This is a genomic window from Flavobacterium sp. AJR (assembly GCF_002156885.1).
GTDB lineage: Bacteria > Bacteroidota > Bacteroidia > Flavobacteriales > Flavobacteriaceae > Flavobacterium.
This window is the reverse complement of sequence record NZ_NCWQ01000026.1, coordinates 12,410-37,328: the sequence shown is the minus strand read 5'-3', so window position 1 is coordinate 37,328 and position 24,919 is coordinate 12,410. Positions and strand designations below refer to the sequence as shown.

At 31.9% G+C, this 24,919-nt stretch carries 29 protein-coding genes; 23 read left to right on the top strand and 6 right to left on the bottom strand.

Annotated features, from left to right (window positions below; translation table 11 throughout):
* Nucleotides 1–8 precede the first annotated feature (8 nt).
* On the top strand, nt 9–863 hold the full coding sequence (purU, locus tag B8T70_RS08470; protein WP_039111100.1) for a formyltetrahydrofolate deformylase: 855 nt from the start codon (nt 9–11) through the stop codon (nt 861–863).
* Nucleotides 864–1,152: 289 nt separating this feature from the next.
* On the opposite strand, the gene B8T70_RS08465 is transcribed toward purU, so the two are convergent.
* The 3 genes from B8T70_RS08465 to pyrF all read right to left on the bottom strand — a co-directional run bounded on the left by B8T70_RS08465 (nt 1,153) and on the right by pyrF (nt 4,788).
* Nucleotides 1,153–2,646 (bottom strand): catalase, encoded by a 1,494-nt coding sequence (locus B8T70_RS08465; protein WP_086894585.1) that lies wholly within the window; start codon nt 2,644–2,646, stop codon nt 1,153–1,155.
* Between the two features lie 411 nt (nt 2,647–3,057).
* On the bottom strand, nt 3,058–3,843 hold the full coding sequence (locus tag B8T70_RS08460) for an ABC transporter substrate-binding protein (RefSeq protein ID WP_086894584.1): 786 nt from the start codon (nt 3,841–3,843) through the stop codon (nt 3,058–3,060).
* Nucleotides 3,844–3,966: 123 nt separating this feature from the next.
* The gene (gene pyrF / locus B8T70_RS08455) at nt 3,967–4,788 is read right to left on the bottom strand and encodes an orotidine-5'-phosphate decarboxylase (protein WP_086894583.1); all 822 of its coding nucleotides are present in this window, start codon (nt 4,786–4,788) and stop codon (nt 3,967–3,969) included.
* A gap of 154 nt (nt 4,789–4,942) precedes the next feature.
* Here pyrF and B8T70_RS08450 point away from each other — a divergent pair, with 154 nt between their 5' ends.
* The 10 genes from B8T70_RS08450 (at nt 4,943) to B8T70_RS08410 (ending at nt 11,324) form a co-directional block, all read left to right on the top strand.
* Complete coding sequence (locus B8T70_RS08450) at nt 4,943–5,416, top strand: Dps family protein (RefSeq protein WP_039111104.1); 474 nt, start codon at nt 4,943–4,945, stop codon at nt 5,414–5,416.
* Nucleotides 5,417–5,855: 439 nt separating this feature from the next.
* Nucleotides 5,856–6,410 (top strand): AraC family transcriptional regulator, encoded by a 555-nt coding sequence (locus B8T70_RS08445; protein WP_039111105.1) that lies wholly within the window; start codon nt 5,856–5,858, stop codon nt 6,408–6,410.
* 11 nt (nt 6,411–6,421) lie between these two features.
* The gene (locus tag B8T70_RS08440) at nt 6,422–6,871 is read left to right on the top strand and encodes a response regulator (protein WP_039111106.1); all 450 of its coding nucleotides are present in this window, start codon (nt 6,422–6,424) and stop codon (nt 6,869–6,871) included.
* Nucleotides 6,872–6,881: 10 nt separating this feature from the next.
* Entirely contained in the window at nt 6,882–8,669 is a 1,788-nt protein-coding gene (locus B8T70_RS08435) for a CHASE3 domain-containing protein (protein ID WP_039117723.1), read from the top strand.
* Nucleotides 8,670–8,871: 202 nt separating this feature from the next.
* Nucleotides 8,872–9,372 (top strand): DUF4142 domain-containing protein, encoded by a 501-nt coding sequence (locus tag B8T70_RS08430; RefSeq protein WP_242667443.1) that lies wholly within the window; start codon nt 8,872–8,874, stop codon nt 9,370–9,372.
* 49 nt (nt 9,373–9,421) lie between these two features.
* A complete protein-coding gene (locus B8T70_RS08425) occupies nt 9,422–10,075 on the top strand; it encodes a porin family protein (protein WP_039111108.1) in 654 nt (217 codons plus the stop codon).
* Nucleotides 10,076–10,109: 34 nt separating this feature from the next.
* Nucleotides 10,110–10,262, top strand: coding sequence for a lmo0937 family membrane protein (locus B8T70_RS23585; protein WP_117590099.1), 153 nt, complete (start codon nt 10,110–10,112; stop codon nt 10,260–10,262).
* A gap of 37 nt (nt 10,263–10,299) precedes the next feature.
* Complete coding sequence (locus B8T70_RS08420) at nt 10,300–10,557, top strand: YtxH domain-containing protein (RefSeq protein WP_086894582.1); 258 nt, start codon at nt 10,300–10,302, stop codon at nt 10,555–10,557.
* Between the two features lie 39 nt (nt 10,558–10,596).
* Nucleotides 10,597–10,950: a hypothetical protein gene (locus tag B8T70_RS08415; RefSeq protein ID WP_039111110.1), complete on the top strand. Its 354-nt coding sequence runs from the start codon at nt 10,597–10,599 to the stop codon at nt 10,948–10,950.
* A gap of 32 nt (nt 10,951–10,982) precedes the next feature.
* On the top strand, nt 10,983–11,324 hold the full coding sequence (locus B8T70_RS08410) for a hypothetical protein (RefSeq protein ID WP_086894581.1): 342 nt from the start codon (nt 10,983–10,985) through the stop codon (nt 11,322–11,324).
* Nucleotides 11,325–11,641: 317 nt separating this feature from the next.
* On the opposite strand, the gene prfA is transcribed toward B8T70_RS08410, so the two are convergent.
* The gene (gene prfA, locus B8T70_RS08405) at nt 11,642–12,718 is read right to left on the bottom strand and encodes a peptide chain release factor 1 (protein WP_039111112.1); all 1,077 of its coding nucleotides are present in this window, start codon (nt 12,716–12,718) and stop codon (nt 11,642–11,644) included.
* A gap of 308 nt (nt 12,719–13,026) precedes the next feature.
* Here prfA and B8T70_RS08400 point away from each other — a divergent pair, with 308 nt between their 5' ends.
* The 5 genes from B8T70_RS08400 (at nt 13,027) to B8T70_RS08380 (ending at nt 16,476) form a co-directional block, all read left to right on the top strand.
* The gene (locus B8T70_RS08400) at nt 13,027–13,470 is read left to right on the top strand and encodes a hypothetical protein (RefSeq protein WP_086894580.1); all 444 of its coding nucleotides are present in this window, start codon (nt 13,027–13,029) and stop codon (nt 13,468–13,470) included.
* A gap of 162 nt (nt 13,471–13,632) precedes the next feature.
* Nucleotides 13,633–14,226 (top strand): HAD family hydrolase, encoded by a 594-nt coding sequence (locus tag B8T70_RS08395; RefSeq protein ID WP_086894579.1) that lies wholly within the window; start codon nt 13,633–13,635, stop codon nt 14,224–14,226.
* Nucleotides 14,227–14,240: 14 nt separating this feature from the next.
* Entirely contained in the window at nt 14,241–14,846 is a 606-nt protein-coding gene (locus tag B8T70_RS08390; RefSeq protein ID WP_086894578.1) for a phosphoribosyltransferase, read from the top strand.
* A gap of 29 nt (nt 14,847–14,875) precedes the next feature.
* Entirely contained in the window at nt 14,876–15,877 is a 1,002-nt protein-coding gene (locus B8T70_RS08385) for a DNA-processing protein DprA (RefSeq protein WP_086894577.1), read from the top strand.
* Between the two features lie 104 nt (nt 15,878–15,981).
* A complete protein-coding gene (locus tag B8T70_RS08380; protein WP_086894576.1) occupies nt 15,982–16,476 on the top strand; it encodes a hypothetical protein in 495 nt (164 codons plus the stop codon).
* 525 nt (nt 16,477–17,001) lie between these two features.
* On the opposite strand, the gene B8T70_RS24340 is transcribed toward B8T70_RS08380, so the two are convergent.
* Both B8T70_RS24340 and B8T70_RS08370 read right to left on the bottom strand, forming a co-directional pair.
* On the bottom strand, nt 17,002–17,763 hold the full coding sequence (locus B8T70_RS24340) for a PKD domain-containing protein (protein ID WP_082001742.1): 762 nt from the start codon (nt 17,761–17,763) through the stop codon (nt 17,002–17,004).
* A 156-nt stretch (nt 17,764–17,919) separates the two neighbouring features.
* Nucleotides 17,920–18,261 carry a hypothetical protein gene (locus tag B8T70_RS08370; RefSeq protein WP_086894575.1) on the bottom strand — a complete coding sequence of 114 codons (342 nt, stop codon included), beginning with the start codon at nt 18,259–18,261 and terminating at the stop codon, nt 17,920–17,922.
* A gap of 228 nt (nt 18,262–18,489) precedes the next feature.
* Here B8T70_RS08370 and B8T70_RS08365 point away from each other — a divergent pair, with 228 nt between their 5' ends.
* From B8T70_RS08365 to B8T70_RS08335, 7 genes are all read left to right on the top strand, one after another.
* Nucleotides 18,490–19,281 (top strand): hypothetical protein, encoded by a 792-nt coding sequence (locus B8T70_RS08365; RefSeq protein WP_086894574.1) that lies wholly within the window; start codon nt 18,490–18,492, stop codon nt 19,279–19,281.
* Nucleotides 19,282–19,397: 116 nt separating this feature from the next.
* Complete coding sequence (locus B8T70_RS08360) at nt 19,398–19,835, top strand: ankyrin repeat domain-containing protein (RefSeq protein ID WP_086894573.1); 438 nt, start codon at nt 19,398–19,400, stop codon at nt 19,833–19,835.
* 66 nt (nt 19,836–19,901) lie between these two features.
* A complete protein-coding gene (locus B8T70_RS08355) occupies nt 19,902–20,975 on the top strand; it encodes a serine hydrolase (RefSeq protein ID WP_086894572.1) in 1,074 nt (357 codons plus the stop codon).
* Between the two features lie 155 nt (nt 20,976–21,130).
* Nucleotides 21,131–21,559: a copper resistance protein NlpE N-terminal domain-containing protein gene (locus tag B8T70_RS08350; protein WP_086894571.1), complete on the top strand. Its 429-nt coding sequence runs from the start codon at nt 21,131–21,133 to the stop codon at nt 21,557–21,559.
* A gap of 582 nt (nt 21,560–22,141) precedes the next feature.
* Nucleotides 22,142–23,221, top strand: a complete 1,080-nt coding sequence (locus tag B8T70_RS08345) for an acyltransferase (protein WP_086894570.1) — start codon at nt 22,142–22,144, stop codon at nt 23,219–23,221.
* Between the two features lie 277 nt (nt 23,222–23,498).
* Nucleotides 23,499–23,984, top strand: a complete 486-nt coding sequence (locus B8T70_RS08340) for a hypothetical protein (protein WP_123912088.1) — start codon at nt 23,499–23,501, stop codon at nt 23,982–23,984.
* A gap of 20 nt (nt 23,985–24,004) precedes the next feature.
* Nucleotides 24,005–24,742 (top strand): hypothetical protein, encoded by a 738-nt coding sequence (locus B8T70_RS08335; RefSeq protein ID WP_086894568.1) that lies wholly within the window; start codon nt 24,005–24,007, stop codon nt 24,740–24,742.
* Nucleotides 24,743–24,919 lie beyond the last annotated feature (177 nt).

Here is a 24,919-nt window from a genome sequence, read left to right as displayed (position 1 = left end):
AAAATAAAATGCAAAAAATAACTTTTCTTATTCACTGCAAAGACCAAAAAGGTATTATTGCGGCTGTAACCAATTTTATCCTAAAAGTTGAAGGAAACATTACTTACATTGACCAACATGTGGATGTGGAGCAAAATGTATTCTTTATGCGATTGGAATGCGAACTTACTAATCGTAATATTGGTATTGAAGATATAAAAACCGACTTTAGTACTACTATTGCAACCGATTTCCAGATGTCATGGCAATTATACAATCAGGAACAAAAACCTAAAATGGCATTGTTTGTTTCTAAATATGACCATTGTTTATTTGATATTTTAGGGCGTTATAGTGCTGATGAACTGGGGGTAGAAATTCCGGTAATTATAAGCAATCATAATGATTTAAGATCGATTGCCGAACGTTTTGATATTCCGTTTCATTGTGTTCCTTTTACAAAAGACACTAAGGAAGAAGGCGAAAAACAACAAATTGCATTATTAAAAAAATACGATATTAATTTTATTGTTCTGGCGCGCTACATGCAAATTATCACACCTAGTTTGATTGCGCTTTACGAAAATAAAATCATTAATATACATCATTCATTCTTACCCGCGTTTCCTGGAGCAAAACCGTATCATTCGGCTTTTAAAAGAGGTGTGAAAATTATCGGGGCAACAAGTCATTATGTAACTGAGGAACTAGATGAAGGTCCGATTATCGAGCAGGATATTGCACGTGTATCGCACATACATTCGGTAGATGATTTTATTATGAAAGGGCGTGACCTGGAACGCATTGTTCTGGCAAGAGCCATAAAATTACATGCTGAGCGTAAAACAATGGTTTATAGTAATAAAACTGTTGTGTTTTCTTAAGGGTTTACCCTGATTCTAACCGCAAAGTGCGCAGTCCCGATAGCTATCGGGATACGCAAAGGTCGCAAAGTTTTAATTCTCTGAACCTTTGTAACTTAGTCCCGAAGCTTCGGGATAGTCCCTTTTTAAAAACCTTTGAACCTTTGTAACTTAGAACCTCATACCTTTAAAACGAAAAACCCGAGAGATTTTAAAAATCTGACGGGTTTTTTATTTAAAATCTAAGATTAAGCGTTCTTTAAAGCTCTTTGTAACTTTGTAACTCAGAACCTTAGTAACTAAAAAAGACTTATTTAACTTCTATTAATAATCTTGGATCACTAAAATTGTTTACTTCATCCATTGTCATTCCTAATGCATTTGCAACTCCTTCTCCATAAGCTGGATCGGCTTTAAAGCAATTACGAATGTGTCTTACTTGTATAAACTTTTGCGCTCCTCCTACTTGTGCAGCAGTATTTTTGAATAAAAATTGCTTTTTATCATCGGTCATTAAGCGGAAAAGTTTTCCTGGTTGGGAGAAATAATCGTTATCGTCTTCTCTAAAGTTGTGAGCATACGCATCTCCGTGAATTGATAAAGGTGGTTCTTTAAATTCTGGTTGTTCCTGCCATTTGCCAAAACTATTTGGCTCATAATGTTTTTTGCTTCCGTAATTTCCATCTACACGCATAGCGCCATCTCTGTGGAAACTATTTACTGGGCATTTTGCTGCATTTACAGGAATCTGAGCATTATTAACTCCTAAACGATAACGGTGAGCATCTCCGTAAGAGAATAAACGTGCTTGTAACATTTTGTCTGGAGAATATCCTATTCCTGGAACTATATTGGCTGGATTAAAAGCTGCTTGCTCTACTTCGGCAAAATAGTTATCTGGGTTCCTGTTTAATTCAAACTCTCCAACTGGAATAAGTGGAAAATCTCCTTTTAACCAAACTTTGGTTAAATCAAATGGATGATATTTATAGGTTTTGGCTTGCTCCTCGGTCATGATTTGCACAGACAATTTCCATTTTGGAAAATCTTTTCTTTCGATAGCCTCAAATAAATCTCTTTGGTGGCTTTCTCTGTCGGCTCCAACTAATTTTGCAGCTTCTTCATCAGATAAGTTTTCGATTCCTTGTTGTGTTACAAAGTGAAACTTAACCCAATGTCTTTCGTTTTTATCATTGATAAAACTAAAAGTGTGGCTTCCAAATCCGTGCATCTGACGGTACGATTTAGGAATACCTCTATCACTCATTACAATTGTTACCTGATGTAGTGCTTCTGGTAGTAATGTCCAGAAATCCCAATTGTTATCTGCGCTTCTTAAATTGGTTTGTGGGTCACGTTTTACGGCGTGATTTAAATCAGGAAATTTCATTGGATCACGGAAAAAGAATACTGGCGTATTGTTTCCTACTAAATCCCAGTTCCCTTGATTGGTGTAGAACTTCATGGCAAAACCACGTATATCTCTTTCTGCATCAGCAGCGCCTCTTTCGCCTGCAACTGTAGAAAAACGAACAAACATGTCTGTTTTTTTCCCAATTTCCGAAAAAATGTCCGCTTTAGTATATTTAGTAATGTCATGAGTTACGGTAAATGTTCCGTAGGCTGCAGATCCTTTGGCATGCATTCTTCTTTCTGGGATTACCTCTCGGTCAAAATGTGCCATTTTTTCTAAAAACCAAAAGTCCTGCAATAATACTGGACCTCGAGGTCCTGCAGTCATTATGTTCTGATTGTCTGGTACAGGCGTTCCTGTTGCCGTGGTAAGTTTGTCATTCGATTCCATAAGTAACAAATTTTAATGATTATATTCAAAGGTAACGTACTTGCGTGTATAAACAAAATTGATTGTTTTTATATTCTGATAACTACAAACTATTGAAAAGTTTTAAATTAGTACATTTTTAATTTACCTAAAAGTAATCAAAAAAAAGTTAACTTATGTACAACAAAGTAATAACAAAACCTTAACAGGATAACATTGGCTTATGTCTGATCTTTGCAATGTAATAAACTGGTTATTTATTATTTTGGTTTTGGTTAGTTAAATGATTGCCGGCATCTGTTAGATGTCGGCTTTTTTTTGCATTATAATTTCCTACATTTTAAAGCATGCAAAAACCAATGCTTCCTATTGAGATTTTAGGAGCACTTTTATTTTAATGGAAATTCTCTATAAAAAATATTATTGCAGGCGTTAGTGCATTTGCTTAAAATAGGAGAATGCTTTTAACAAACGGGTTCCGTACCAAGAAAACATTTCGCCATCGACAAAAACAGTTTTGGCATGATGTGTAAATCGACCAATCTCGAATGCATCTTCTTCTTTAAAAGGATAAGGTTCGGAGGATAATAAAACGACATCTGGGTCGCCCTCTAAACGCATTTTCTTAATTTCTATTTCAGGATAACGTCCTTTATCAAGGTATATGTTTGTGAAGTGATTGAGCTTGAGTAGCTCATTGATATAATTATCTGAACCTGCAACCATAAAAGGATTTTTCCAGATAAAATAAGCTGCTTTTTTAAACGGCTTGTCTTTTATAAAAGATTTAAAATCCTGCAACCCAAAAGCTAATTTATCGTTCCACTTTTGAGCTTCGGTACGGCAATTAAACAATTGTCCGAAATCGGTAATCATTTGAAAATTATCTTCGATGGTCAAGATATTAGTAACCCAAACCGGGCATATCTCTGATAATTTTTCGACAATTTCCTTTGTATTTTCTTCTTTATTACAAATGATAATATCTGGATTCAATAATCGGATTTTCTCATAATGCACTTTCTTTGTTCCGCCAACCATTTTCTTTGTTGATTTAAAATGATATGGGTGAACACAGAACTTGGTTATTCCGATGATTTTATCTTCGAGACCTAAATCATAAAGTAATTCGGTTTGCGAAGGAACAAGCGAAATAATTCGTTTTGGTGCAGTTTCGAAAGAATGTGAAGTACCGATTTGGTCTGTAAGGATTTTCATTTGTTTAAAGTTTAAAGTTGTTCTAGTTTGAGAGTTTTACCGCAAAGATTACAAAGGGTTACGCAAAGAACACAAAGCTTTGCGGACTTTGCGTAAATCTTAGCGCTCTTTGCGGTTAAAAAATTAAACCTTTGAACTCATAATCTCTTCCATTTCTTGTTGTACTTTCAAAGCTTCTTCTCTTGCTTTATCAGCAAAATCATTTCCTTTAGAAGCATAAATAATAGCACGAGAAGAATTAATAAGTAATCCTACTTTATCATTCATTCCGTATTTACATACTTCTGCTAAGTTTCCGCCTTGAGCGCCAACTCCTGGAACCAATAAAAAACTATCGGGTACAATCTTACGAATCTCAGTAAAATATTCGGCTTTGGTAGCTCCAACAACATACATTAGGTTTTCGCTATTTTTCCATGTTTTAGAAGTTTCCAGAACTTGTTTGTATAATTCGGTACCATTGGTAATTAAAGTCTGGAAATCGAATGCGCCTTCATTAGATGTTAACGCCAACATTATAGTGTGCTTATTTTCGAAAGCTAAGAAAGGCTCTACTGAATCTTTCCCCATATAAGGTGCAACCGTTACACTATCAAAATTTAAATCCTCAAAGAAAGCTTTGGCATACATGCTCGATGTATTACCAATATCGCCACGTTTGGCATCGGCAATTGTAAAAATATCAGGATGTTTCTCGTTGATATAGTTAATCGTTTTTTGCAGCGACAACCAACCTTTTATTCCGTAAGCTTCATAAAAAGCTGTATTGGGTTTGTAAGCAATTGCCAAATCGTGTGTGGCATCAATTATTGCTTTATTGAATTCGAAAATTGGATCTTCGGTTTCTAGAAGATGTTGTGGAATTTTGGTTAAATCGACATCTAAACCGATGCATAAAAATGATTTTTTTTGAAGAATTTGTTCGTGTAGTTGTTGTGTTGTCATATTGTAATTTGCTAGTGCGGCAAAATTACAAATAATATTATTGGTATTCGAATTTCGGCAAACATAGAATTCTTATAAAACAGGGCGGTAATTGTGTAACAAGTCAAGCTGTTGTTAAAACTAAATTTGGAAAACAACGTTTAAAGTAAATTACATGAAACCCAATATAGGAATAGCTCCAAAAGATTTAAAGAAAAGTGCCGACATCTTAACCTCAATTTTATCTAATGAAATGATCTTATATGTAAAAACAAGAAAATTTCATTGGAATATATCTGGAAACAGTTTTATGGAGTTACATAAACTATTTGAAGACCAATATGGCGTTCTGGAAACTATCATTGATGAAGTAGCCGAAAGAATTAATCAGCTTGGCGAAAAAACAATCGGAACCATGACAGAATTTATTGGTAACTCGACATTAAAGGAGTTTCCTAATAAGTATCCGTCGCAAAAAGAAATGCTAAGTGAGTTATTAGAAAATCACGAACAGGTTATTACTGAATTTAGAAAATACATTCCTGCTTTCGAAAATGAAAATCATGATATAGGTTCTGCCGATTTTATCACTGGTTTATTAGAACAACACGAAAAAATGTCCTGGATATTAAGACGTTATCTAAGTTAAATTTTTACTAAAATGGGAATTCTGCAACAAATACCCGTTTTAGTATAACTATTTAACTCTCAATATTTTGTACATTTACATAATATACTTTTCGAAGTATAAATAAATTAAAATAAAGAAAAACGGGTTATAAAGAAAAGTTGAAATATTACACACTACATTTTCAGATGATGATTTGATGTTTGCTGAAGTGAGGAAGTCGAAATTATTATTTAAGACTTCAGCAAAAATTAGGGAAATCAAAAAAAGTAGAGAATCAAATCAATCTGATTTGTAAATTCTTTTTAACTCAGTTAGTACCGTCTAATTTTATATTAGGCGGTATTTTTTTGTTAATTACTAAAATAATAACAATCACTCCCCTACACTTACTTTACTGCTCATTTTATTACTACTTAGCAATAATTTTTTATCTATCTTTAGCAATATTTTTTAAACGATGAAGTTATTTATTAAGTTTGACATTAATACAGTTTGCACCCAATTTCTGAAACAGAAATTAGGCGAACGCCAAATAAATTATACACCGTTGGGTTTTGGAGAAATTGAATTGGACAAAAACCTAACATCCGAAGAATTGGATAGCATGAAGAATGAGTTAGAGCCTTTTGGGTTAGAAATTGTAGAGAATCAGAAGAGTGTTTTAGTACAAAAAATAAAAGATGCTATTATAGAAATGGTTTTTATGGATGAAAACGGAAACAACTTAAAAAGTTCTGTTTATCTAGCCGAAAAATTAAATCATAGTTACGGATACTTATCAAACGTATTTTCGGAAGTTACTTATTCGTCTATTGAGAATTTTATCATTTTACAAAAAATTGAACGAGCCAAACATCTCATTATTATAAATGAAATGAGCTTGACCGAAATTGCATTTTTACTCAATTACTCTAGCGTTGCGCATTTAAGCACACAATTTAAGAACACAACAGGAATCACTCCTTCGGCCTTTCAGAGAATCATAAAAAAACGACGCGAAAACCTAAAATAAAGAATTTATAAATGCAGAAAAACGCATTACATATTTTACTGGCAGATGATGATGAAGATGATCGCCTTTTTTTCAAAGATGCCTTTGAAGAAGTAAAAATACAGACACAAGTACAATTTGCTCATGACGGAATAGAGTTGATGGAGCATTTAATGCATCCTGATACCATATTACCCGATATTTTATTTCTGGATTTAAATATGCCTAAAAAAACAGGTAAAGAATGCTTGATGGAAATAAAAAAAACAGATCATTTAAAACACCTTATAATTGCTATCTACTCTACTTCTTCATCAGAGGAAGATATTGAAGATACTTTTATACAAGGAGCAAATATTTACATTAAAAAACCAAGCAATTTTAATGCTCTAAAAAAGATTATTAATGAAGTTGTAACTTTAAATTGGCATTATCACACTTCTGGTTTAAACCGTGATACATTTTTGTTACGCTTAAAATAATTAAAATCGGATGAAATTGATACCCAATTTTAATTCCCCACGTGCGCTGAGGATTATTTTTGCAATATCGATATTTATTTTATTGTTTATTTCATCGGTATCCTATCAACACAATCGTGACTTGCAGAATTCTAGCAAGTTAATGATGCATACCTATGAAATAAACATTCAATTAGAGCGACTACTTTCGTTTGTAAAAGATGCCGAAACAGGTCAAAGAGGTTATATAATAACCAAAAACAGCCGTTTTCTTGCTCCTTACCTATTTTCTCGCGATAAAGTAAATCGATCCTTTATCGCACTTAGGAAATTAACGGCAGACAATCCTAAGCAACAAAAAAATCTTAAAAATCTATTCGATTTAATCATCCAGCGTTATACCTATCTTGAAGGCTCATTAAAATACAGCAACGAAAAAACCTACGACAAAAGGAAACTCGATAACTGTATGTTTGGAGGAAGAATCGTAATGGAAAACATTCGTTTTCAGATAGATGAAATGAATGATTTTGAAAAAGACATCTTACAAAAAAGACAAAAAATATACCAAAGCGAGATTTCATTAACTCCTGTCTTTACCATATCCTTATTTCTGGTAGCGCTTTCGCTTATTTTACTTTCGTACAGACAAATTAGTAATGATATTGATCGCTTGCGTGTATTTAACAAAAAGCTTTTAATTTCTAGCAAACTAATGGCAGAGTCCGAAATAATTGGAGCTTTTAGCACTTGGCAATGGGATTTAGGAACCGATAAAATGGTTTATTCTGATAATCAATATCGCTTATTAGGCTATCCGCCAAACTATTTTGTTCCAGAAAAAGATACCTTTCTGGATTTTGTACATCCCGAAGACAAAGAAGCTTTCTCGAACCTAATGCAAGGGATTATCGAGAATAAACAACTTCCGCTTATATACTATAGAATTATTCGAAAAAACGGCGATATCAGATACTTTAAATCTATTGGTAAACTTTTAATAGATGAACAAGGAAGTAAAATCATGTTAGGAATAACGTTTGACATTACCGAAGAACATTTTCAGAATATTGCAATTTACGAACGTAACAAAGAACTAGAAAAAACGAATAAGGAACTAGCTTCCTTTAACCATGTGGCGAGTCACGATTTACAAGAACCGCTTCGTAAAATCCAAACTTTTATTTCGAGATTTTCTGATAACGACAAAGCAGCTTTGTCTGAAAGCGGAAGAGAATACATTAATAAGATTGGAGTATCTGCTAAAAGAATGCGTATTTTAATCGATGATTTATTGTTGTTCTCCAGAACTAATACGACTAAGAAAGAATTCTTAAAAACGAATTTAAACGACTTACTCGAAAAAGTAAAACTAGAATTCACAGAGGTACTTCAGGAGAAAAACGCCATTATATTATCGGATAAACTACCTAAACTGCATGTTATTCCGTACCAAATAGAACAGTTATTTATTAACTTAATTAGTAATTCTTTAAAGTATGACCAACCAGATGTTTTACCAAAAATCAATATTTCGTGTGCCAAGATTCTTGCTACAGAATTTCCTGATTTGCTAGAACAATCTATCAAAAAATATTACAAAATTACGTTTACCGATAATGGGATGGGATTTGACCCTCAGTTTAAAGAAACCATTTTTGTATTGTTTCAGCGTTTACATTCTAAAACAGATCAATATCCTGGAACTGGAATAGGTCTGGCAATTTGCAAAAAAATTGTCGAAAACCATAAAGGTCATATCATTGCCGACAGTACACCGGGCAAAGGATCCATTTTTACCATTTTTCTGCCCGAATAATCCCCTCAAAAAACTAACTTTTATCGTTATATAATTCATATTATGGGAATTATATAACGATTCTTTTTTATGCTGTAAAGTATTAATTGTATTTAGGTTGCAACTTTGTAATATAAACTTTTATGAAGTGAAAATTAACCCACTGTTCCCCTCTAAATTTTTGCTTGTTAGAGCAATTTTTGTCTTTTTAATTCTGACGACAATGCTTTCATGCAAAAAAAATGAAGCGCTTGAAAAAACATCAGATAATGAAGTTTTTAGCAAAACGGCTTCAGAAGAAATTGATGCTTATTTTTTAATAGCTACAGCTAATATTAGTAAAGCTATAATATCAAAAAGTCAAATCGCACAGCAGAAATGTCAAGAGGGTAAAATAAAAAAATTAAGCAGTGAAATAGAAACCAATCAGAATGAATTGCTTCATGAAATAGCCAGAATGGCCAACCAAAAGCTAATCATTATTATAAACACCGACGAAAAGGAAACTAATAACGATTTATATTCTTTGATTGATGCAACCAAGGCCGATTTTGATAAAGCATACATAGATTTAATAATCGAATCTATAAGCGATCAGATTGAGTTATTAAAATCGATAACAAGAGAAACTAATGATACTGATATAATAAAATTATCGATTAAATATTTGCCAACACAATACCGCTTTCTGGACACAGCAAAAGCGATAAAAAAAGAATCATGATTATTTAAATAGCAACAACGTAATTTATAAGCCCTAAAATTTTAAAACTATGAAAAACAAAGCCCAATTATTACATGCCGTGACATTATTTATTTCAGCTTCTTTTGGAGTATTACAAGCCCAAAACGCTCCCGTAAATGCCGAATTCGGGATAAAAGGAGGAGCAAATATGTCTAATCTTTATTCTGGAGAAGTCGATGACAAAAATGCCATATATGGTTTTAATGTCGGAGTTTATGCTGCATTTCCTATTGCAGATAATATCTTCATACAACCCGAAATATTATATACTACCAAGGGTGCAGAACTCGAATACAATAGCAATTTCGTAAGCGGTGTAGGTCGTTTTAGACTTAACTATATCGAAGTTCCCTTATTAGTAAAATTTAAAGTAACACAAAACTTCAATGTACATGTAGGGGGTTACGCCTCTTATCTGGTAGACGGAAAAGTTACCAATGAATCTAGTGCTGGTACAGCTTTTGACTTTGAAGAAAACATCAATGCCGACGATTTTAATCGATTTGATGCTGGATTATCAGCAGGTGTCGGTGTCGACTTTGACCCACTTAGCATAGGATTACGTTATAATTACGGATTAACAACCGTAGGAAAAGAACGCAGTTTCTTAGGAACCAACTACACTTTTCCAGATGCCAAGAATAGCAATTTAAGCTTATACCTTGCGTATAAATTAAACTAAGCATTCTTATTATTAACCCTTAAATATATATGCCATGTCGAATTTATTATACACCATCGCCGTTATTTTAGTCATTATGTGGGCTCTGGGATTCTTTGTTTATAGCCTGGGAAGTATTATTCATATTTTATTGGTTATTGCAATTATCGCAGTATTGTTCAGATTAATTAAAGGTAAAGAAGTTTAGAAACAAGTTATATTATTAAACACTAAATACAAATATTATGAAAACTAGTAACACCATTTTAGGAATTATCGGAGCTGCAGCAGCAGGAGCATTATTAGGAGTATTGTTTGCACCAGATAAAGGATCAAAAACGAGACAAAAAATAGCTGACAAAAGCAAAGATTACAAAGACGAATTTAAAGGCAAATTAGATAATATCGTAAGTACTGGAAAAGATCTTATGAATCAAGGAAAAGCCAAATACAATAGTGCAAAAACCGAAGTAAGCGACGGAATTGAGCACGTAACTAATTAAGAAGAAGTGTGATTTTATTTAATAAGCAAACACAATCAGATGGAAACTAAAACGACAACAACAACAGATACACTTTTTGATAAGGCCGAAAATTATACCAAAACAAGCTTTGAACTTTTCAAACTTAAATCGGTATCTGTATCCGCCGATGTACTATCATCCCTAACATCACAAATTATTGTTGCTGTTGTTGTTGTTTTTTTTAGTTTATTCCTCAACATTGGACTTAGTTTATTAATTGGCCAACTCCTTGGCGAATATTATTATGGCTTTTTTGTACTAGCATTTGCTTATTTAATTCTAGCAATCGTACTGTATAAAAATCAGAATAAATGGATTAAGAAACCTATAGGAAACATCATAATTTCGCTTTTATTAAAAAACAGGAGTTAAATGATTTGAAATTAATTTTAAAACAATTCATCATGAAAACCAATAACGCAACCGATGATTTAAATCAGATGATTTTGCAATTAAAAAATCAGCAAGAAGCCGAATGGATTGATTTAAAAGATAAATTTCATGACCTAAAAGAGCATTTAAAACCACTGAATATAATAAAAGATACCTTAGAGGAAATTAATAGCGGTATCGATATAAAAAGTAATTTACTTCAATCTATCTTTAGTATTGGCGCAGGATATTTATCCAAACGCATATTGGTAGGAACCACACATAATAAGGTTACAAAATTCTTTGGCTCGATTTTTCAGTTAGTAGTAACTAATTTTATTTCGAGAAAAACCGCTGGGCATAGTAAAGATTAAACGCAAAGTTTTTTAACCACAAAGTTTTTTTAACCGCAAAGTGCGCAGTCCCGATAGCTATCGGGATACGCAAAGGTCGCAAAGCTTTCGGTTTTAGCAACTCAGTCCCGAAGCTTCGAGATAGCACCTTTTTAAAAAACCTTTGAGCCTTTGCAACTCAGCACCTTTGAACCTTCTTAAAAAACCTTTGCACCTCAGAACCTTAGTACCTCAGAACCTTAAAGAAAAAATACCACCAAAAAAAAAGCCGAATTACAAAGTAATTCGGCTTTTTCATATCTTAGAAACTCAGAAACTTAGTACCTCAGTACCTTTTTTTAGAAAACTTCCGAAGCTTCTTTTAATTTCTCAGTATTGTTTACCAATTGTAATTCATCTACAATCTTTTGGATATCACCATTCATGATATTACCCAAATCGTATAAAGTAAGACCTACACGGTGATCAGTTACACGACCTTGCGCATAGTTATACGTACGAATCTTAGCCGAACGGTCACCCGAACTTACTTGCGAAGTACGCTTAGTAGCATCTTCAGCTTCTTTTTTGGCTAATTCTTGTTCATATAAACGAGAACGTAATACGTTTAACGCTTTATCTTTATTCTTGTGTTGTGATTTCTGATCCTGACATTGAGCTACCAAACCAGTTGGAATATGCGTTAAACGCACAGCCGATTTAGTTGTATTAACCGATTGCCCTCCAGGTCCTGACGAACAGAAAAAGTCAACACGTACATCGTTCATATCAATTTGTACATCAAACTCTTCGGCTTCAGGAAGTACCATGACCGTAGCTGCCGATGTATGCACACGACCTTGAGTTTCAGTCTGAGGAACACGTTGTACACGGTGCACACCAGCTTCAAACTTCAATGTTCCGTAAACATCCTCACCAGTAACCTCAAAGATAACCTCTTTAAAACCTCCTGATGTACCCTCGTTCATATCTACAACCGAAGTTCTCCAACCGCGGTTTTCGCAATATTTAGTGTACATACGAAAAAGATCTCCAGCAAAAATACTCGCCTCATCTCCACCCGTACCAGCACGAATCTCTACCATTACGTTTTTGGCATCTTCAGGATCCTTAGGAATCAACATAAACTTAATTTCTTCCTCCAGTTCTGGTAATCTATCCTTAGCTTCGTCTAATTGCATTTTGGCCATTTCGGTCATATCGGCATCGCTACCGTCTGCAATAATTTCGTTTGCCTCTTCTATATTTGCCATCAAAAGCACGTATTCGTCGCGTTTTTCCGCCAATGCTTTTAGGTTCTTGTACTCTTGATTCAATTGCACATAACGTTTCTGATCCGCAATAACATCCGGTTGGATGATTAAATCCGAAATCTCGTCGAAACGTTGTTTTACTATTTGAAGTCTATCTAACATTTTATAAGTCCTTTATTTGGACTGCAAAATTACAAAATTTTTGTTTAAAATTCTATCATTAAAGTTCTGAGTTTTTTAACCATAAATTCATGATGAAATTTAGCTTGATTATGGTCTTTTTTAGGAGCTATTTCCTGCTATCCGTTGCAATCTTTTGTTCCGCTAAAGCTTCACAAAAGTATTTTCACTTCTATCAGGGCTAGGGATTTTGCAATAAAAAGAGCATTTACGGTTTTCAGTAAAATAGTTGTTTTAAATGGAATTAGTTTTGGAAACAATAAAGCAAATGATAACCAAAACATTACAACATGAAGTCAATCATACCCTTTTTAGTTTTTCTCCTAATCATTAGTTGCAAACAAAGTGAACAAAAAGAAGCTGTCGTAGAAGAACAAATTCAAACTCAAGAAATAAGTAAAGTTGAAGAAACGATTCTAAAAACTTTCACTTATAAAGATATTGCTAGATACACAATGGCAGCTATTATGGATCAATCTCCAAAAATAATTAAAGCTACCAAAATCAATGATTTGTATTATGTATCATATATTAGAAAATCTGATAACCAAAAATTTGAGTACAAAATAAAATTTAATGGTAATCAAATTCTCTGGGCAAATATTGATGGTAGATGGAGAGATTCTCAATATGATGAAAAAATAAGTTTTATCGAAAAAGATAATAGAATCAATATAATTCAAACTTTTAGTGATAGTTCTCAAGATATAAAAAAATATAAAAAAGGAGAATAAAGGATACCGCTCCTATCAGGATTAATATATTCTTTTTCAAAAGAGCATTTTACGGATTTCTGCAAAATCAGGTATTTATACTTGGTTATTAATTTCAATTAAAGACGATGTTTGTTTTTATAAAAAATCAATTATCTGCCCTACTCAAACCAAAAACAGAAAATGAAGAAAACAAAAGAAGTGACAGAAAATACACCAAAAATCACAACTGATAAAGTTTTATTCTTCGATATGGATGGAACATTAATTGATACAAATCTTGCCAACTTTCTTTCTTACAATAAAGCGATAGAGTCTGTAACAAAATTAGATTTTAACCTAATTTACCATACTGATAAACGCTTCAATCGCAGTGATCTCAAAAATTCTGTTCCTAATTTAAGCGAAACTGAATATAAAAAAATAATTCAAGAGAAGGAAAACTATTATACCGAATTTTTACCTCAAACTAAACTGATTACAAAAACTGTAAACATTCTTTACAAATATGCAAAGACAAATAAAACTGTTTTAGTTACAAATTGCCGTGAAGATCGAGCATTAACAACTTTAAATTATCACGATCTAGATAAAACATTCAGTTATATCTTTTGCCGAGAAAAAACTGATTGTGGAAATAGAATAAATAAATACACGAACGCTGTTAATCATTTGAAAATTTCAACAAAATCAATTATTGTTTTTGAGAACGAACAAATAGAAATTGACGACGCATTAAAAGCTGGAATTAATGAATTAAATATAATTAAAATTTAAATTACTTATTGAATATGGAAGCACTTGAAATACAACAAAACGAATATTTAAAAAATATTGTAGATGCCTACTATCACGGTTATCATCGAAATTGGAATGACACTAGCGTTGGATATATAAACACATTAAAAAATGATGATGGTACTTTTACTGATCTAAAAAAAGAGTTCGGCTATACATTAACTGGTGCTCAAAAAAAATTGTATGAAGCGTTAGAAGAAGATTTGCCTATTATTGCTGAAAAATCAACAGTTAAACATACAATTTGCATAGTACCAAGATCCAAATGTAATAGTAATTACAATCAAACTCAATTATTATTTATTAATACAATAAAAAAATTTGTATTAAATAATTTTGATAAATTTCACGATGGAACAAATTATATCACTAGACTTATAGACACACCTACTACTCATATAACCAAAAATTATAACTCTATTGATATAGGAATTACTAAGAGAACTTGTAATATTTCAAATAATGTAAGAGGCAAAGATATTTTGTTAATTGATGACATTTACACTAAATCCGTTAACATTGATGAAGATGCAATTCAAGCCTTATTTGATAATGGTGCAAATTCTGTAACTTTATACGTTCTAGGAAAGACAATTTGAAGCAAATTGTAAATTAAAAAAAAACAAAAATGATCTATACAGAGAACTCACTAAATATTATAACTGCAAAAAGTTACAAAGGTATTGGCAATGCGTGGATTGTAAAAAACATAAAAGCAAATCAAAATATTGATACAATAATTTCTTTACTAAACAAAACAATCAAAGGAGAACCAACTAACGCAGAAGAATTTGAAAGCTTAAGGGAAAATTTAAAAACAAAACTTCTAGAAAAATTTGAAAATTGTTGTGATGGTTTTGTAGCTTTAGGAGATCCAAATTTCCCACAATATCGAGGAAATGTAAAAGATAGTGAGAAGCCTGTTTTTCTATATTACAAAGGCAATATAGACTTATTAAGTATTGAAAACAAAAATATATCAGTAATTGGACTTTTAAACCCAGAAGGCAATATAGAAGAAAGAGAAAGAAAAATTGTTGCTGATTTTGTTAAAAATGGCGCAACAATAGTAAGCGGTCTGGCTTTTGGTTGCGATAGTATTTCACATCAACAAGCATTAGATTCTAATGGAAACACAGTTGCAATTTTGCCTAGTCCCCTAAATAATATTTTACCTGCAAAGAATAAGGCTTTGGCATTTCAAATTGTAGAAGAGGGTGGACTTCTTGTAACCGAGTATGGAAATGATTTTAAAAGCAAAATGGAATTAAGTAGTCGATATAAAGAACGTGATCGCTTACAAGCCTTATTTTGTGATACAATCGTTTTGGCTGCAAGTTATGCCCAAAATTCGGCTGAAAAATGGCAAATATTTGAGCAAAAACTTGATAGTGGGGCACGTTTAGCAATGGATTACGCAAAAGATTACAGCATTCCACGTGCTGTAATGTATGACAAAAATATTGACGAAAATAATCCAATGTTTGATTTAAATAGAGACCTCATCAAGGAACAAACAGACATTACAATTATAACACAAGATAATATTTACGAAACTGTGAAGAAAATAATTACAAAAAATACAATTCTTAAAAATACAATATCAGTTCAGACAAACTTATTTGACTAATAAAGTACCTAGAGGTAACCGCTCCAATAAACAACAAAGAAATAAAACCATACTATTGCAGAATATAGGAACGAGAAATATAATATATAATCAAGCATTTGAATATGGAAAAGAATATTGAAGAAGGAATAGAAAATCTAACAATGAGATTACTTGATCTGGTAAATCTAAATTGTTGGAATGATATTTCAAGGAATTTAATATTCATTCTCTCGAATATTTCTGAAGTAGAAGGAGAAAACTTTTTTATTCAACGTAGTAATAGAAATAAGCTCAATAAGAAGAAAATACCAAAAAGCTTTAATGAAATAATAATTAGCCTAAAAGAAATTTACGATTTGATTTATGATATAAATCTATATGTTTATAAATCAGAAAAGCATCGAACCATAGTCGAAATAAGATATTTTCTTAAAAGTGAACTATCTCCTGATTATCTAAAAACAATAGTTAACAATCCACCAATGTTGCATTGTAAAATAGCAATACCTCCATATCTAAATAACAAAAAAAATAAATTTGATGTTAATTGGGAATTGGGCGGAATTAGATATAATTGGAATATATTTTGTTGGAAGAAAAATATTTCATTCCGCTGATGCGAGTTCGATAACGCAGATTTGCAATCCGTACCCACAACAGTGGGATACACTATAAAATAACAATACTGAATATTTAACTTTTTAAAACTTTATAACTATGAGCAATCAAAGACCACCCAACGGACCAAGTACAACAGGAAATCCATCAGGACCAGGAAGAGGAAATAACCCTCCAAGTTCCCCTTCTAGACCCTCAGCACCAAAACCTTCTAAATAGCCTCAGCTCTCCGAAGTATTCCTTTTTTAAATATCGGAATAACTGTGCGAAGTCTTCGGGCTTCGTACAACATTCTAAATTTTAATGATTTGCCTTTCAAGAATGCTTATTCTGCATCAGCCTTCAAATGAATCTTATGCAAATCATCCAATAATTCCATCTCTTCCTCTGGCAGAAGTTGCAAAGCAATTTCAAGCAAAGTCATTACATTTGTACACAGATGCGCGGATAATCTCAAAAAACAAAGGTTCTTAATTAATATAATTAAGAACCTTTTGTTTATAATAGAAAACCGTTAAGCTATTCTATTGCCAAGTTACGTCTAATATTAATGTAACATTTTGACTTTCTAGGAATGGGATTGGGTTGTTAGGGACATAATTTAGAGTAATTGTTTTAGGGTATGCATTTACACCAGTAGTATAATCTTTCATTATAGCAAACATACTCCCGCCAATTGTATTACCAGACCATCCTTCAATTTTACTGATTGAAAATTCATATTCTAACGAAAGATCCTTAATTACTTTTGGTTCAGTTAGAGTCCAAGAAAAAGGCAATTGTGTTTTTGAAATATTTTTAAAAATTTCAGAACTTACTTGATCCATATAAGTTTCTTTATCAACAATATGAAATCTAATATACGCAGTATCGTAGCTATTAGCATCTGCATCCATAAATGGCATTTTAACTATCGTTACCTTTGTTATTTTAACACTAGTAGCAACTGGTTGCGCTGCAATAATTACGGTATTTGTTGTTGTAGCCGTACCTCCCGCTCCTGTTGCGGTTAATTTTACTAAATACGTACCAGCAGCAGTATAGGAATGACTTGGGCTTTTTTCTAATGAAGTAGTTTTATCTCCAAAATCCCATAAATAATTAGTTGCGTTTGTAGATTTATTCTCAAATAATATCGTTTTAGGTGCCGTTACTTCAGCCTTGAATAAAAAATCAGCAGTAGGCAATGTTGCTGGTTCTTCTTTTGGCATCTCATTGTCTGAAGAGCAACTTAAAAAGAATATAAAAAATAAAGCGGTAATTGATTGTAAAGTTTTTTTCATCATAGTTAATTAATTTAATAAGTATTCTCACAAAGAAATAAAATAAAATCAACTTATATAATAAAAAACAATTTTTATTATAAAGAGCTATTTACTCACTCTACAAAGTCTTTTAATCGCTTTGCTTAATGCAATTCAAAACTATTCAGTTTTATAAAATCATTTAGAGAAGGTTACATTAGACTTCAAATGAATCTTATGCAAATCATCCAATAATTCCATTTCTTCCTCTGGCAGAAGTTGCAAAGCAATTTCGAGCAAAGTCATTACATTAATATCTGCATTAGCTGTAAGATTTGACAAATTCTCCGTTTTAAGTATCAAAATACTTGCTTTAAGCAAATCCGAAACCATAAGATTAAGTTCATCATAACAAGATACTTTTAGCGCCACACTAAACGAATTGTCAATGCTATTCTCTGGTTTTAGTTTTGTGAAATATTTTCCTTTATTCATTAATTCTAATAATTCTTTGGCTGATTCTTTATGTTGTATTTCCATTATTGAATTTTAGTTGGTTATTTTCCATCGAAACGAAATTACAAGTAACAAATTACTTTTAAGTGATTGTATTCAATCGGTTGTATTCAACTGATATTTATATCTATGCTTTCAACAGTTAACTTTAGACAAAATAAAAAGCTACAAGAAAATATTTTTGTAGCTTTTTAACATTTATAAAGAGAAAAAATCAATCTTTGTAAGTAATCACATTTTTAAAAAACATCAATGAAAACAAGATTTTTAATAATAGCATTAATATTAAGTTTACAGACTAATGTATTTGCTCAAACTGATTATTTTTTTGGTAAAAGAACATATTGCGAAATGCCTACGGATAGCGAAACTAAAAAACTTTTTGATTTAGGTATAGATTGTATTAAACACAATTTATATATAGGAGCTGCAAATCAAATTTTTCAGGACTTAATAAAAAAAGATAAAACTTTTTGTGACGCTTATTTTTTCGCTGGTTATACATTTAGGTTAAGTAATATGAACAAAGAAGCTGTGGCAATGTATTACATAGCAGACAGTTTATCACAAAATAAATCAATAGAATTTAAGCAAAATTTAGCTACCACAAGTATGATGGTTGGTAAAGTAGATCTAGCTAGAAAAAAGTTTAAAGAAATTATCTCGTTTTTTCCTGAAAACCCTGAAGGGTATTATGGTATTGCTCTTACTAGCACAATTATTGGGGATTTTGATAATGGCCTCGAGAATATAAAAATTGCAGAAAAAATATATACAGGAGAAAATAAAGATACACAATTTTTAAAAGCAATGTTACTTACGCTAAGCAACAAACATATGGAATCTCTCAAATATTATGAAAAAGTGCAATCAAAATTTTCTAAAGATGATAATTTTAATAGTTGTTACGCAGCCAGTCTTTATGAAGTAGGAACTGTAACAAATGATGAGAAAATGCTAAAAAAGGCAAAAAAACATTATGAAAAAGTAAAAGACAAAAGTGAAATAGCCGAAAATATCAAACTTAAATTTGAAAAAAAATAAACACCTGTATTCTTATAAAATTAGATATGTGGAGTTTTTTCCTAAAGTCGTGACTAATTAAGCTATCCAAACCAAACATTAACCAACACTTTACAAACCTCACAAAAACCATTTCGATGAAGAAATTATTACTTTTATTTTTATTAGGATTTTCAATAAGCACATATTCTCAGGAGTCAGGAGAAAAACTTTTTAAAGCCATTTTTGACCATAATTTAGATGCTGTAAAAGCTATTGTCGAAAAAGATAAATCGCAAGCTAATTATATCCGAAAAATAAACGAATCCTTTTATATCCCTGTACTAATGCAAGCAGTAATGAATGATGAGTATGAAATCTCAAAATTCTTGATCGAAAATGGTGCTGATATTAATAAAACTGATGGTTTTAAAATGTCTTGTTTAATGTGGGCAGCAGCAAACCAGAACTTAGAGCTAACAAAATTATTATTAAATAAAGGTGCCGATAAAAACATCAAAGATAATAACGGAATGACAGCTTTAAAAGCGGCAGAAGAAACAAAGAATAACGAAATTATTCAACTTCTAAAATAGTTTCTTCCCTCCGTAAACAATCAGTTTTAAAACCATAAAGACTAACCAAATAAACCAACCAAAACCATGAAAAAAAAACTGTTTTTACTATCATTTTTTGCCCTTAGCAATTCCATTCATTCCCAATCAGACGAGGTCGATGTTGCAATAAAAGAGCTGATGCAAAAAAATAAAATTGTGGGTTTACAATTGGCAGTAATCAAAAACAATAAAATCGTTAAAAAAAACCATTATGGTTTAGCGAGTATTCAGGATTCCATTCGTGTTGACAATAAAACTGTTTTTAGCATTAATTCGATGGCGAAAGCATTTACGGGTGTTGCCATTATGCAATTAGCAGAAAAGGGTAAATTAAAACTAGAAGATCCTATTTCTAAATATCTCGACAGTCTGCCAAACTCCTGGAAAAACATTACGGTAAAACAAATAGCAACCCACACATCTGGAGTTCCTGATATTTGGGAATCGCCAGAACATATGTTGTCTGAAGACAGTAAAACTTTATTCAAAAAGATAACAGAATTACCTGTGGTTTTTCAGCCCGGAGAAGATCGAAGATACAACCAAACAAATTACATGCTGCTTGGAATGATTATCGAAAAAATAAGCGGAAAATCGTATGAGCAATTCCTTGTAGAAAATCAATTTGAAAAAGCAGGTATGAAAAATACCATCAAAGCTGGTTTAGGAGATTATTATAAAATAGTGAATCACTCAGCCAGACCTTATTCTTATTTTAGAAATGGTAGTTTAACCAATGTTTACGAAGTAATACCAACAATTTTATATCCAGCGGCAAGTATATATTCTACCGCAAGCGAAATGGCAAAATGGGTTATTGCTTTACAAAGCAACACTTTACTTAAAGCCGAAACGCTAAAAACACTTTGGACACCTACTCTATTGAACAACGGAAAAAAACCAGGTCCAGCCGACTCTACCAACGGAACCGCAATTGGTTTTGATACCAATTTAAGAGATAAAAATCCTGTAATTACTGCTTTAGGCGGCGCTAGAAACGCTTTATATATTTATCCAAAAGATGATGTTTCAGTAGTTATTTTGACCAATTTACAAGGAGGAAATCCACAACGTTTTATAGAAGATATTGCAAATTTATATCTAACGGATAATAAATAACGGATATAATGATGACTCTTGGCGTGAGCAGTCATTAAGCTAAACAATAATTTTAAAATGATTTAAGATTTTTGACTAACGAATTTTGATTTCAGATATATGAAACCTCTTAAAATAGGCTTTTTTTATTTATTGACACCAATAAAACCAAACCAATGAAACAATTAATTACCACCTTACTTTTAATTTTCAACCTCACTTTATTCGCACAATCGACTCCGTTCGTTGGCGATTATAATCGTACACTTAGTGAAGAAGGAAAACATGAAATTGAATATAAACTAACCTTAAATCAAGACGGAACTTTTTTGTTTCATTCCTATTCAAAAATTAAAGGCGGAAATCCACCAGAAGTAGATAAATACGGAAAAGGAAAATGGAATGCAAAAGACAATGTAATCACTTTTTCTTCAGATAAAAAAGAAGACTTTGATGAAAAATATACATTGGATTTTAATAATTCTAAAGCGAGATTTATAACCAAAAATCCTAAAGATAAAACAGATCAGGTAATTAAAACAAAACTTACGTTTCTAGAATCAGGAATTTTCTGGATCAAAAAACTTGATGTTTTTAAAGTATAATACAGCATCAATCTTTATTATGATATTTTCATTTTCGAGAAAGCTTTTCAGAATAAAAGCTTTTGTATATTTCCTAATTGGCGCTAGCCTAAAAATTAAAAACCAACCAAAAAACTAAGAGCGTAAGGAAATTTCGAAAGAAATTTCCTTACGCTCTTTAATAGAACCATACACAATCTTGCCTTTTTGATATGAGGAAACTTAAACAATATTGAACAAACAATGCAAATCAAACCAAAAACACAGATTGCAAACACAAATAACATTTTATAAACATTGCCAACGGTTTCAACCGTTGGAGCGCAATGCATTTTCACAATTCGTACCGCACGATTGAAACCGTGGGCTATGACCAAAATAAGATAAAATCAAAGAAACAAAAGGAACAATACCCTTTATTCTGTGGCGGTACTTAATAAATTAGAGTCCTTTAACACATAAAAACCAAGTTCCTTACCTCTTGGTAATAAACTATAAGCAATCACTTAACCGTAAGAAAAAACATTAAATTTGACCCGTAAAAATTATACACGCCACATATAAAATAATAAACCACATTATTAAAATACCACACTATTAACCATGACAAAACCAGAAACCAACGTTTTAAAACCAAAACAACATTTTGAAATCCTTGATGGATTAAGAGGAATAGCCGCAGTGGCAATAGTAATTTTCCATTTTATGGAAATAGTTTATCCTCCCAACGAAAACTTCATCGCCCACGGATTTCTAGCCGTCGATTTTTTCTTTTGTCTCTCTGGGTTTGTTATTGCTTATGCGTATCATGACCGAATTGATAAAATGAAAATTACCGATTTTTTCACATTAAGACTTATCAGGTTACATCCTTTGGTTATTTTTGGTTCAGTGTTAGGATTCTTGGCTTTCCTTTTCGACCCTTTTGGCAGTCAATCTGGAACCTACGAAACAGGCAAGCTGATTCTCATATTTCTGGCTTCCATTTTCCTTATTCCTTTCCCCGTAATGGCAGATCGTTATTTTAATCTATTCGGTTTAAATGCACCAGGATGGTCTCTATTTTGGGAATATGTAGCCAATATTCTATATGCTCTTTTCCTTTATAAATTAAGCCGTCGTTCCCTGTTTTTACTAACCATTTTTGCCGCAGCAGGAATCTGTTTTGTCAGTCACCGTGCAGGAGGTTCGCTAATGGGCGGATGGAGCGGAGAAAACTTTTGGGATGGCTGTGCTCGTATTTCGTATTCCTTTTTGGCAGGAATGCTTATTTATCGTTCTAATTGGATTATTAAATCAAAACTAGGATTCATAGGTTTATCCGTATTACTACTTCTAGCCTTTATAGTACCGTTTTCAAGCTGGAATTGGCTTACAGAACCTATCGTTGTATTACTCTATTTCCCTTTATTAATCGTATTAGGAGCAGGAGCAACGCTGGCACCAGTATTCAAAAAACTATGTATCTTCTTCGGGAAAATATCATATCCTTTATACATGACGCATTATGCCGTAATGTGGATGTTTGCTAGCTATTACACAAAATACAAACCAGATACAAGCCAACTGACTTTTATTATAATCATAGGAACAATTCTTCTGGTGGGTATCGCCTATCTTACAATGGTTTTATATGATATTCCGGTTCGAAAATATCTAACAGATAGAAGAAAAAAAGAGTAATTTTAGAAACCGATTGTTAACTTAAAACGTTCTCACTTTTAAAACCTTAAGGAGCTATTTCCTGTCGTCCACTGTATCTTTTCCTGGCTAAAGAAGCCAGAAAAAGGATGCCGTTCCCATCAGGGCTAGGTCTTCGATTTTCATCAGAATATTTTTTGCAATATTGTCGGCAGAACATACCAAAACATCAAGACAGAATAAAACAATTTTTAAAGACCTTAAAGCTTCTCGCCTTCGCGAAAACATCACAATGCTAAACTCAATTATAAATAAAAAAATGAAACTATTTCCAACAAGCGATTACACTTTCAAAATAATTGGAGAAGAAACTAATGCCCTTGATCGTTTACAACGAAGAACAGAATTTTCTGAAAGCTTGACTTCAAAAATAACCGATAAATCATTTCGAGGAATCGTTAAAAATAATACATTTAGAATAATCTCATCAGAAATTGGAAAAGGTGCTTTTTGTGTTTTAACTGGAGAAATTAAGAACCAAAACGGACAAGTACATGTAGAAATAAATAAAGCCTTCCGAATTATATTAAGTATATTTTTATGCTTTCCTTTTTTAGGTATAATTTCTCAAATTATATTTAGTGAAGAAAAATTTACAATCATTTTTGTTGTCGTCGCTATTCTTCAAGTAGTTATGATTCGATATTTTTTTATTGAATTAGCTTTCAGAAGATTTTATAAATCAAGCCTAAATAAATTGAGTGACGTATTAGACATTGAACAGCTTGAAAAAATTAAAGCATAACAAACCATTATAATCTAGAAATGATAAAGATATATAGCTTCCTTATTTTATTCATATTAGCATCTTGCCATCAAAATCAAAATAAGCAAGCCGCTAAGGCCTTTCAAAAATTAGATAGTAAACCGATAAAAAATGTAGCTGAAAGAAAACTAGATTCTACGCATGAAACATATCCGGTACTAATTGATACACTAAAAATTGGTTTGCAAAAGTTTATTGTTATCCAAAATGACCCTAGAGACGATAAACAAATGAACCTTTCTATATTAAATAGTAAAAAGGATACCATTTATGTGCATGATACTTATGCTACAAATGGTTTTAACTTTGAAGATTTTGATAATAATGGCATTCTAGACATAAGACTTGACCAGATTACTAATGTTGGTGGAGTTAGTGAGTTGATTTTTTATGACAAAAACAATAAAATTTTTAAAGCTGTCGAAGACTTTTCTAATTATCCAAATCCAACTAAAATCAAGAACACAAAATATTGGTATTCTTACCATCGAAGCGGATGTGCTGATATAAACTGGGGAAGTGAATTATTTAAGATTGAAAACTTTAAAGTAATCAAGATAGGAGAAATTGAAGGAATTGGATGTGAAGAAGAAAAAGAAAATGGCATATTCATTTATAAAACAAAAGGAGATTCGAGAAAAAGAATATACTCTGAAAAAAGAAAACCTGGTTATTACAGCGACAAATGGGATTATATAGAGAACTATTGGAATAAAAACTACAAGAAGTTTGAATAAAAAACCACTCTACTTTCCAGCAACACAAAAACTAAACACCTACAAACAAATAAGTTAAAACAAAACAAAGACATAAAAACCATCCATTCCCATCAATATTTTCGTTATTAATTTCTATATTTGATAGAATAATGCATTCTTCTTATACAGAGTAATACCACACTTATTAGCGTAAAC

What these genes read in the sequence shown, in the direction of transcription:
- purU (WP_039111100.1), top strand. Translation starts at nt 9, where the DNA reads ATGCAAAAAATAACTTTTCTTATTCACTGCAAAGACCAAAAAGGTATT.
- B8T70_RS08465 (WP_086894585.1), bottom strand. Translation starts at nt 2,646, where the DNA reads ATGGAATCGAATGACAAACTTACCACGGCAACAGGAACGCCTGTACCA.
- B8T70_RS08460 (WP_086894584.1), bottom strand. Translation starts at nt 3,843, where the DNA reads ATGAAAATCCTTACAGACCAAATCGGTACTTCACATTCTTTCGAAACT.
- pyrF (WP_086894583.1), bottom strand. Translation starts at nt 4,788, where the DNA reads ATGACAACACAACAACTACACGAACAAATTCTTCAAAAAAAATCATTT.
- B8T70_RS08450 (WP_039111104.1), top strand. Translation starts at nt 4,943, where the DNA reads ATGAAACCCAATATAGGAATAGCTCCAAAAGATTTAAAGAAAAGTGCC.
- B8T70_RS08445 (WP_039111105.1), top strand. Translation starts at nt 5,856, where the DNA reads ATGAAGTTATTTATTAAGTTTGACATTAATACAGTTTGCACCCAATTT.
- B8T70_RS08440 (WP_039111106.1), top strand. Translation starts at nt 6,422, where the DNA reads ATGCAGAAAAACGCATTACATATTTTACTGGCAGATGATGATGAAGAT.
- B8T70_RS08435 (WP_039117723.1), top strand. Translation starts at nt 6,882, where the DNA reads ATGAAATTGATACCCAATTTTAATTCCCCACGTGCGCTGAGGATTATT.
- B8T70_RS08430 (WP_242667443.1), top strand. Translation starts at nt 8,872, where the DNA reads ATGCTTTCATGCAAAAAAAATGAAGCGCTTGAAAAAACATCAGATAAT.
- B8T70_RS08425 (WP_039111108.1), top strand. Translation starts at nt 9,422, where the DNA reads ATGAAAAACAAAGCCCAATTATTACATGCCGTGACATTATTTATTTCA.
- B8T70_RS23585 (WP_117590099.1), top strand. Translation starts at nt 10,110, where the DNA reads ATGTCGAATTTATTATACACCATCGCCGTTATTTTAGTCATTATGTGG.
- B8T70_RS08420 (WP_086894582.1), top strand. Translation starts at nt 10,300, where the DNA reads ATGAAAACTAGTAACACCATTTTAGGAATTATCGGAGCTGCAGCAGCA.
- B8T70_RS08415 (WP_039111110.1), top strand. Translation starts at nt 10,597, where the DNA reads ATGGAAACTAAAACGACAACAACAACAGATACACTTTTTGATAAGGCC.
- B8T70_RS08410 (WP_086894581.1), top strand. Translation starts at nt 10,983, where the DNA reads ATGAAAACCAATAACGCAACCGATGATTTAAATCAGATGATTTTGCAA.
- prfA (WP_039111112.1), bottom strand. Translation starts at nt 12,718, where the DNA reads ATGTTAGATAGACTTCAAATAGTAAAACAACGTTTCGACGAGATTTCG.
- B8T70_RS08400 (WP_086894580.1), top strand. Translation starts at nt 13,027, where the DNA reads ATGAAGTCAATCATACCCTTTTTAGTTTTTCTCCTAATCATTAGTTGC.
- B8T70_RS08395 (WP_086894579.1), top strand. Translation starts at nt 13,633, where the DNA reads ATGAAGAAAACAAAAGAAGTGACAGAAAATACACCAAAAATCACAACT.
- B8T70_RS08390 (WP_086894578.1), top strand. Translation starts at nt 14,241, where the DNA reads ATGGAAGCACTTGAAATACAACAAAACGAATATTTAAAAAATATTGTA.
- B8T70_RS08385 (WP_086894577.1), top strand. Translation starts at nt 14,876, where the DNA reads ATGATCTATACAGAGAACTCACTAAATATTATAACTGCAAAAAGTTAC.
- B8T70_RS08380 (WP_086894576.1), top strand. Translation starts at nt 15,982, where the DNA reads ATGGAAAAGAATATTGAAGAAGGAATAGAAAATCTAACAATGAGATTA.
- B8T70_RS24340 (WP_082001742.1), bottom strand. Translation starts at nt 17,763, where the DNA reads ATGATGAAAAAAACTTTACAATCAATTACCGCTTTATTTTTTATATTC.
- B8T70_RS08370 (WP_086894575.1), bottom strand. Translation starts at nt 18,261, where the DNA reads ATGGAAATACAACATAAAGAATCAGCCAAAGAATTATTAGAATTAATG.
- B8T70_RS08365 (WP_086894574.1), top strand. Translation starts at nt 18,490, where the DNA reads ATGAAAACAAGATTTTTAATAATAGCATTAATATTAAGTTTACAGACT.
- B8T70_RS08360 (WP_086894573.1), top strand. Translation starts at nt 19,398, where the DNA reads ATGAAGAAATTATTACTTTTATTTTTATTAGGATTTTCAATAAGCACA.
- B8T70_RS08355 (WP_086894572.1), top strand. Translation starts at nt 19,902, where the DNA reads ATGAAAAAAAAACTGTTTTTACTATCATTTTTTGCCCTTAGCAATTCC.
- B8T70_RS08350 (WP_086894571.1), top strand. Translation starts at nt 21,131, where the DNA reads ATGAAACAATTAATTACCACCTTACTTTTAATTTTCAACCTCACTTTA.
- B8T70_RS08345 (WP_086894570.1), top strand. Translation starts at nt 22,142, where the DNA reads ATGACAAAACCAGAAACCAACGTTTTAAAACCAAAACAACATTTTGAA.
- B8T70_RS08340 (WP_123912088.1), top strand. Translation starts at nt 23,499, where the DNA reads ATGAAACTATTTCCAACAAGCGATTACACTTTCAAAATAATTGGAGAA.
- B8T70_RS08335 (WP_086894568.1), top strand. Translation starts at nt 24,005, where the DNA reads ATGATAAAGATATATAGCTTCCTTATTTTATTCATATTAGCATCTTGC.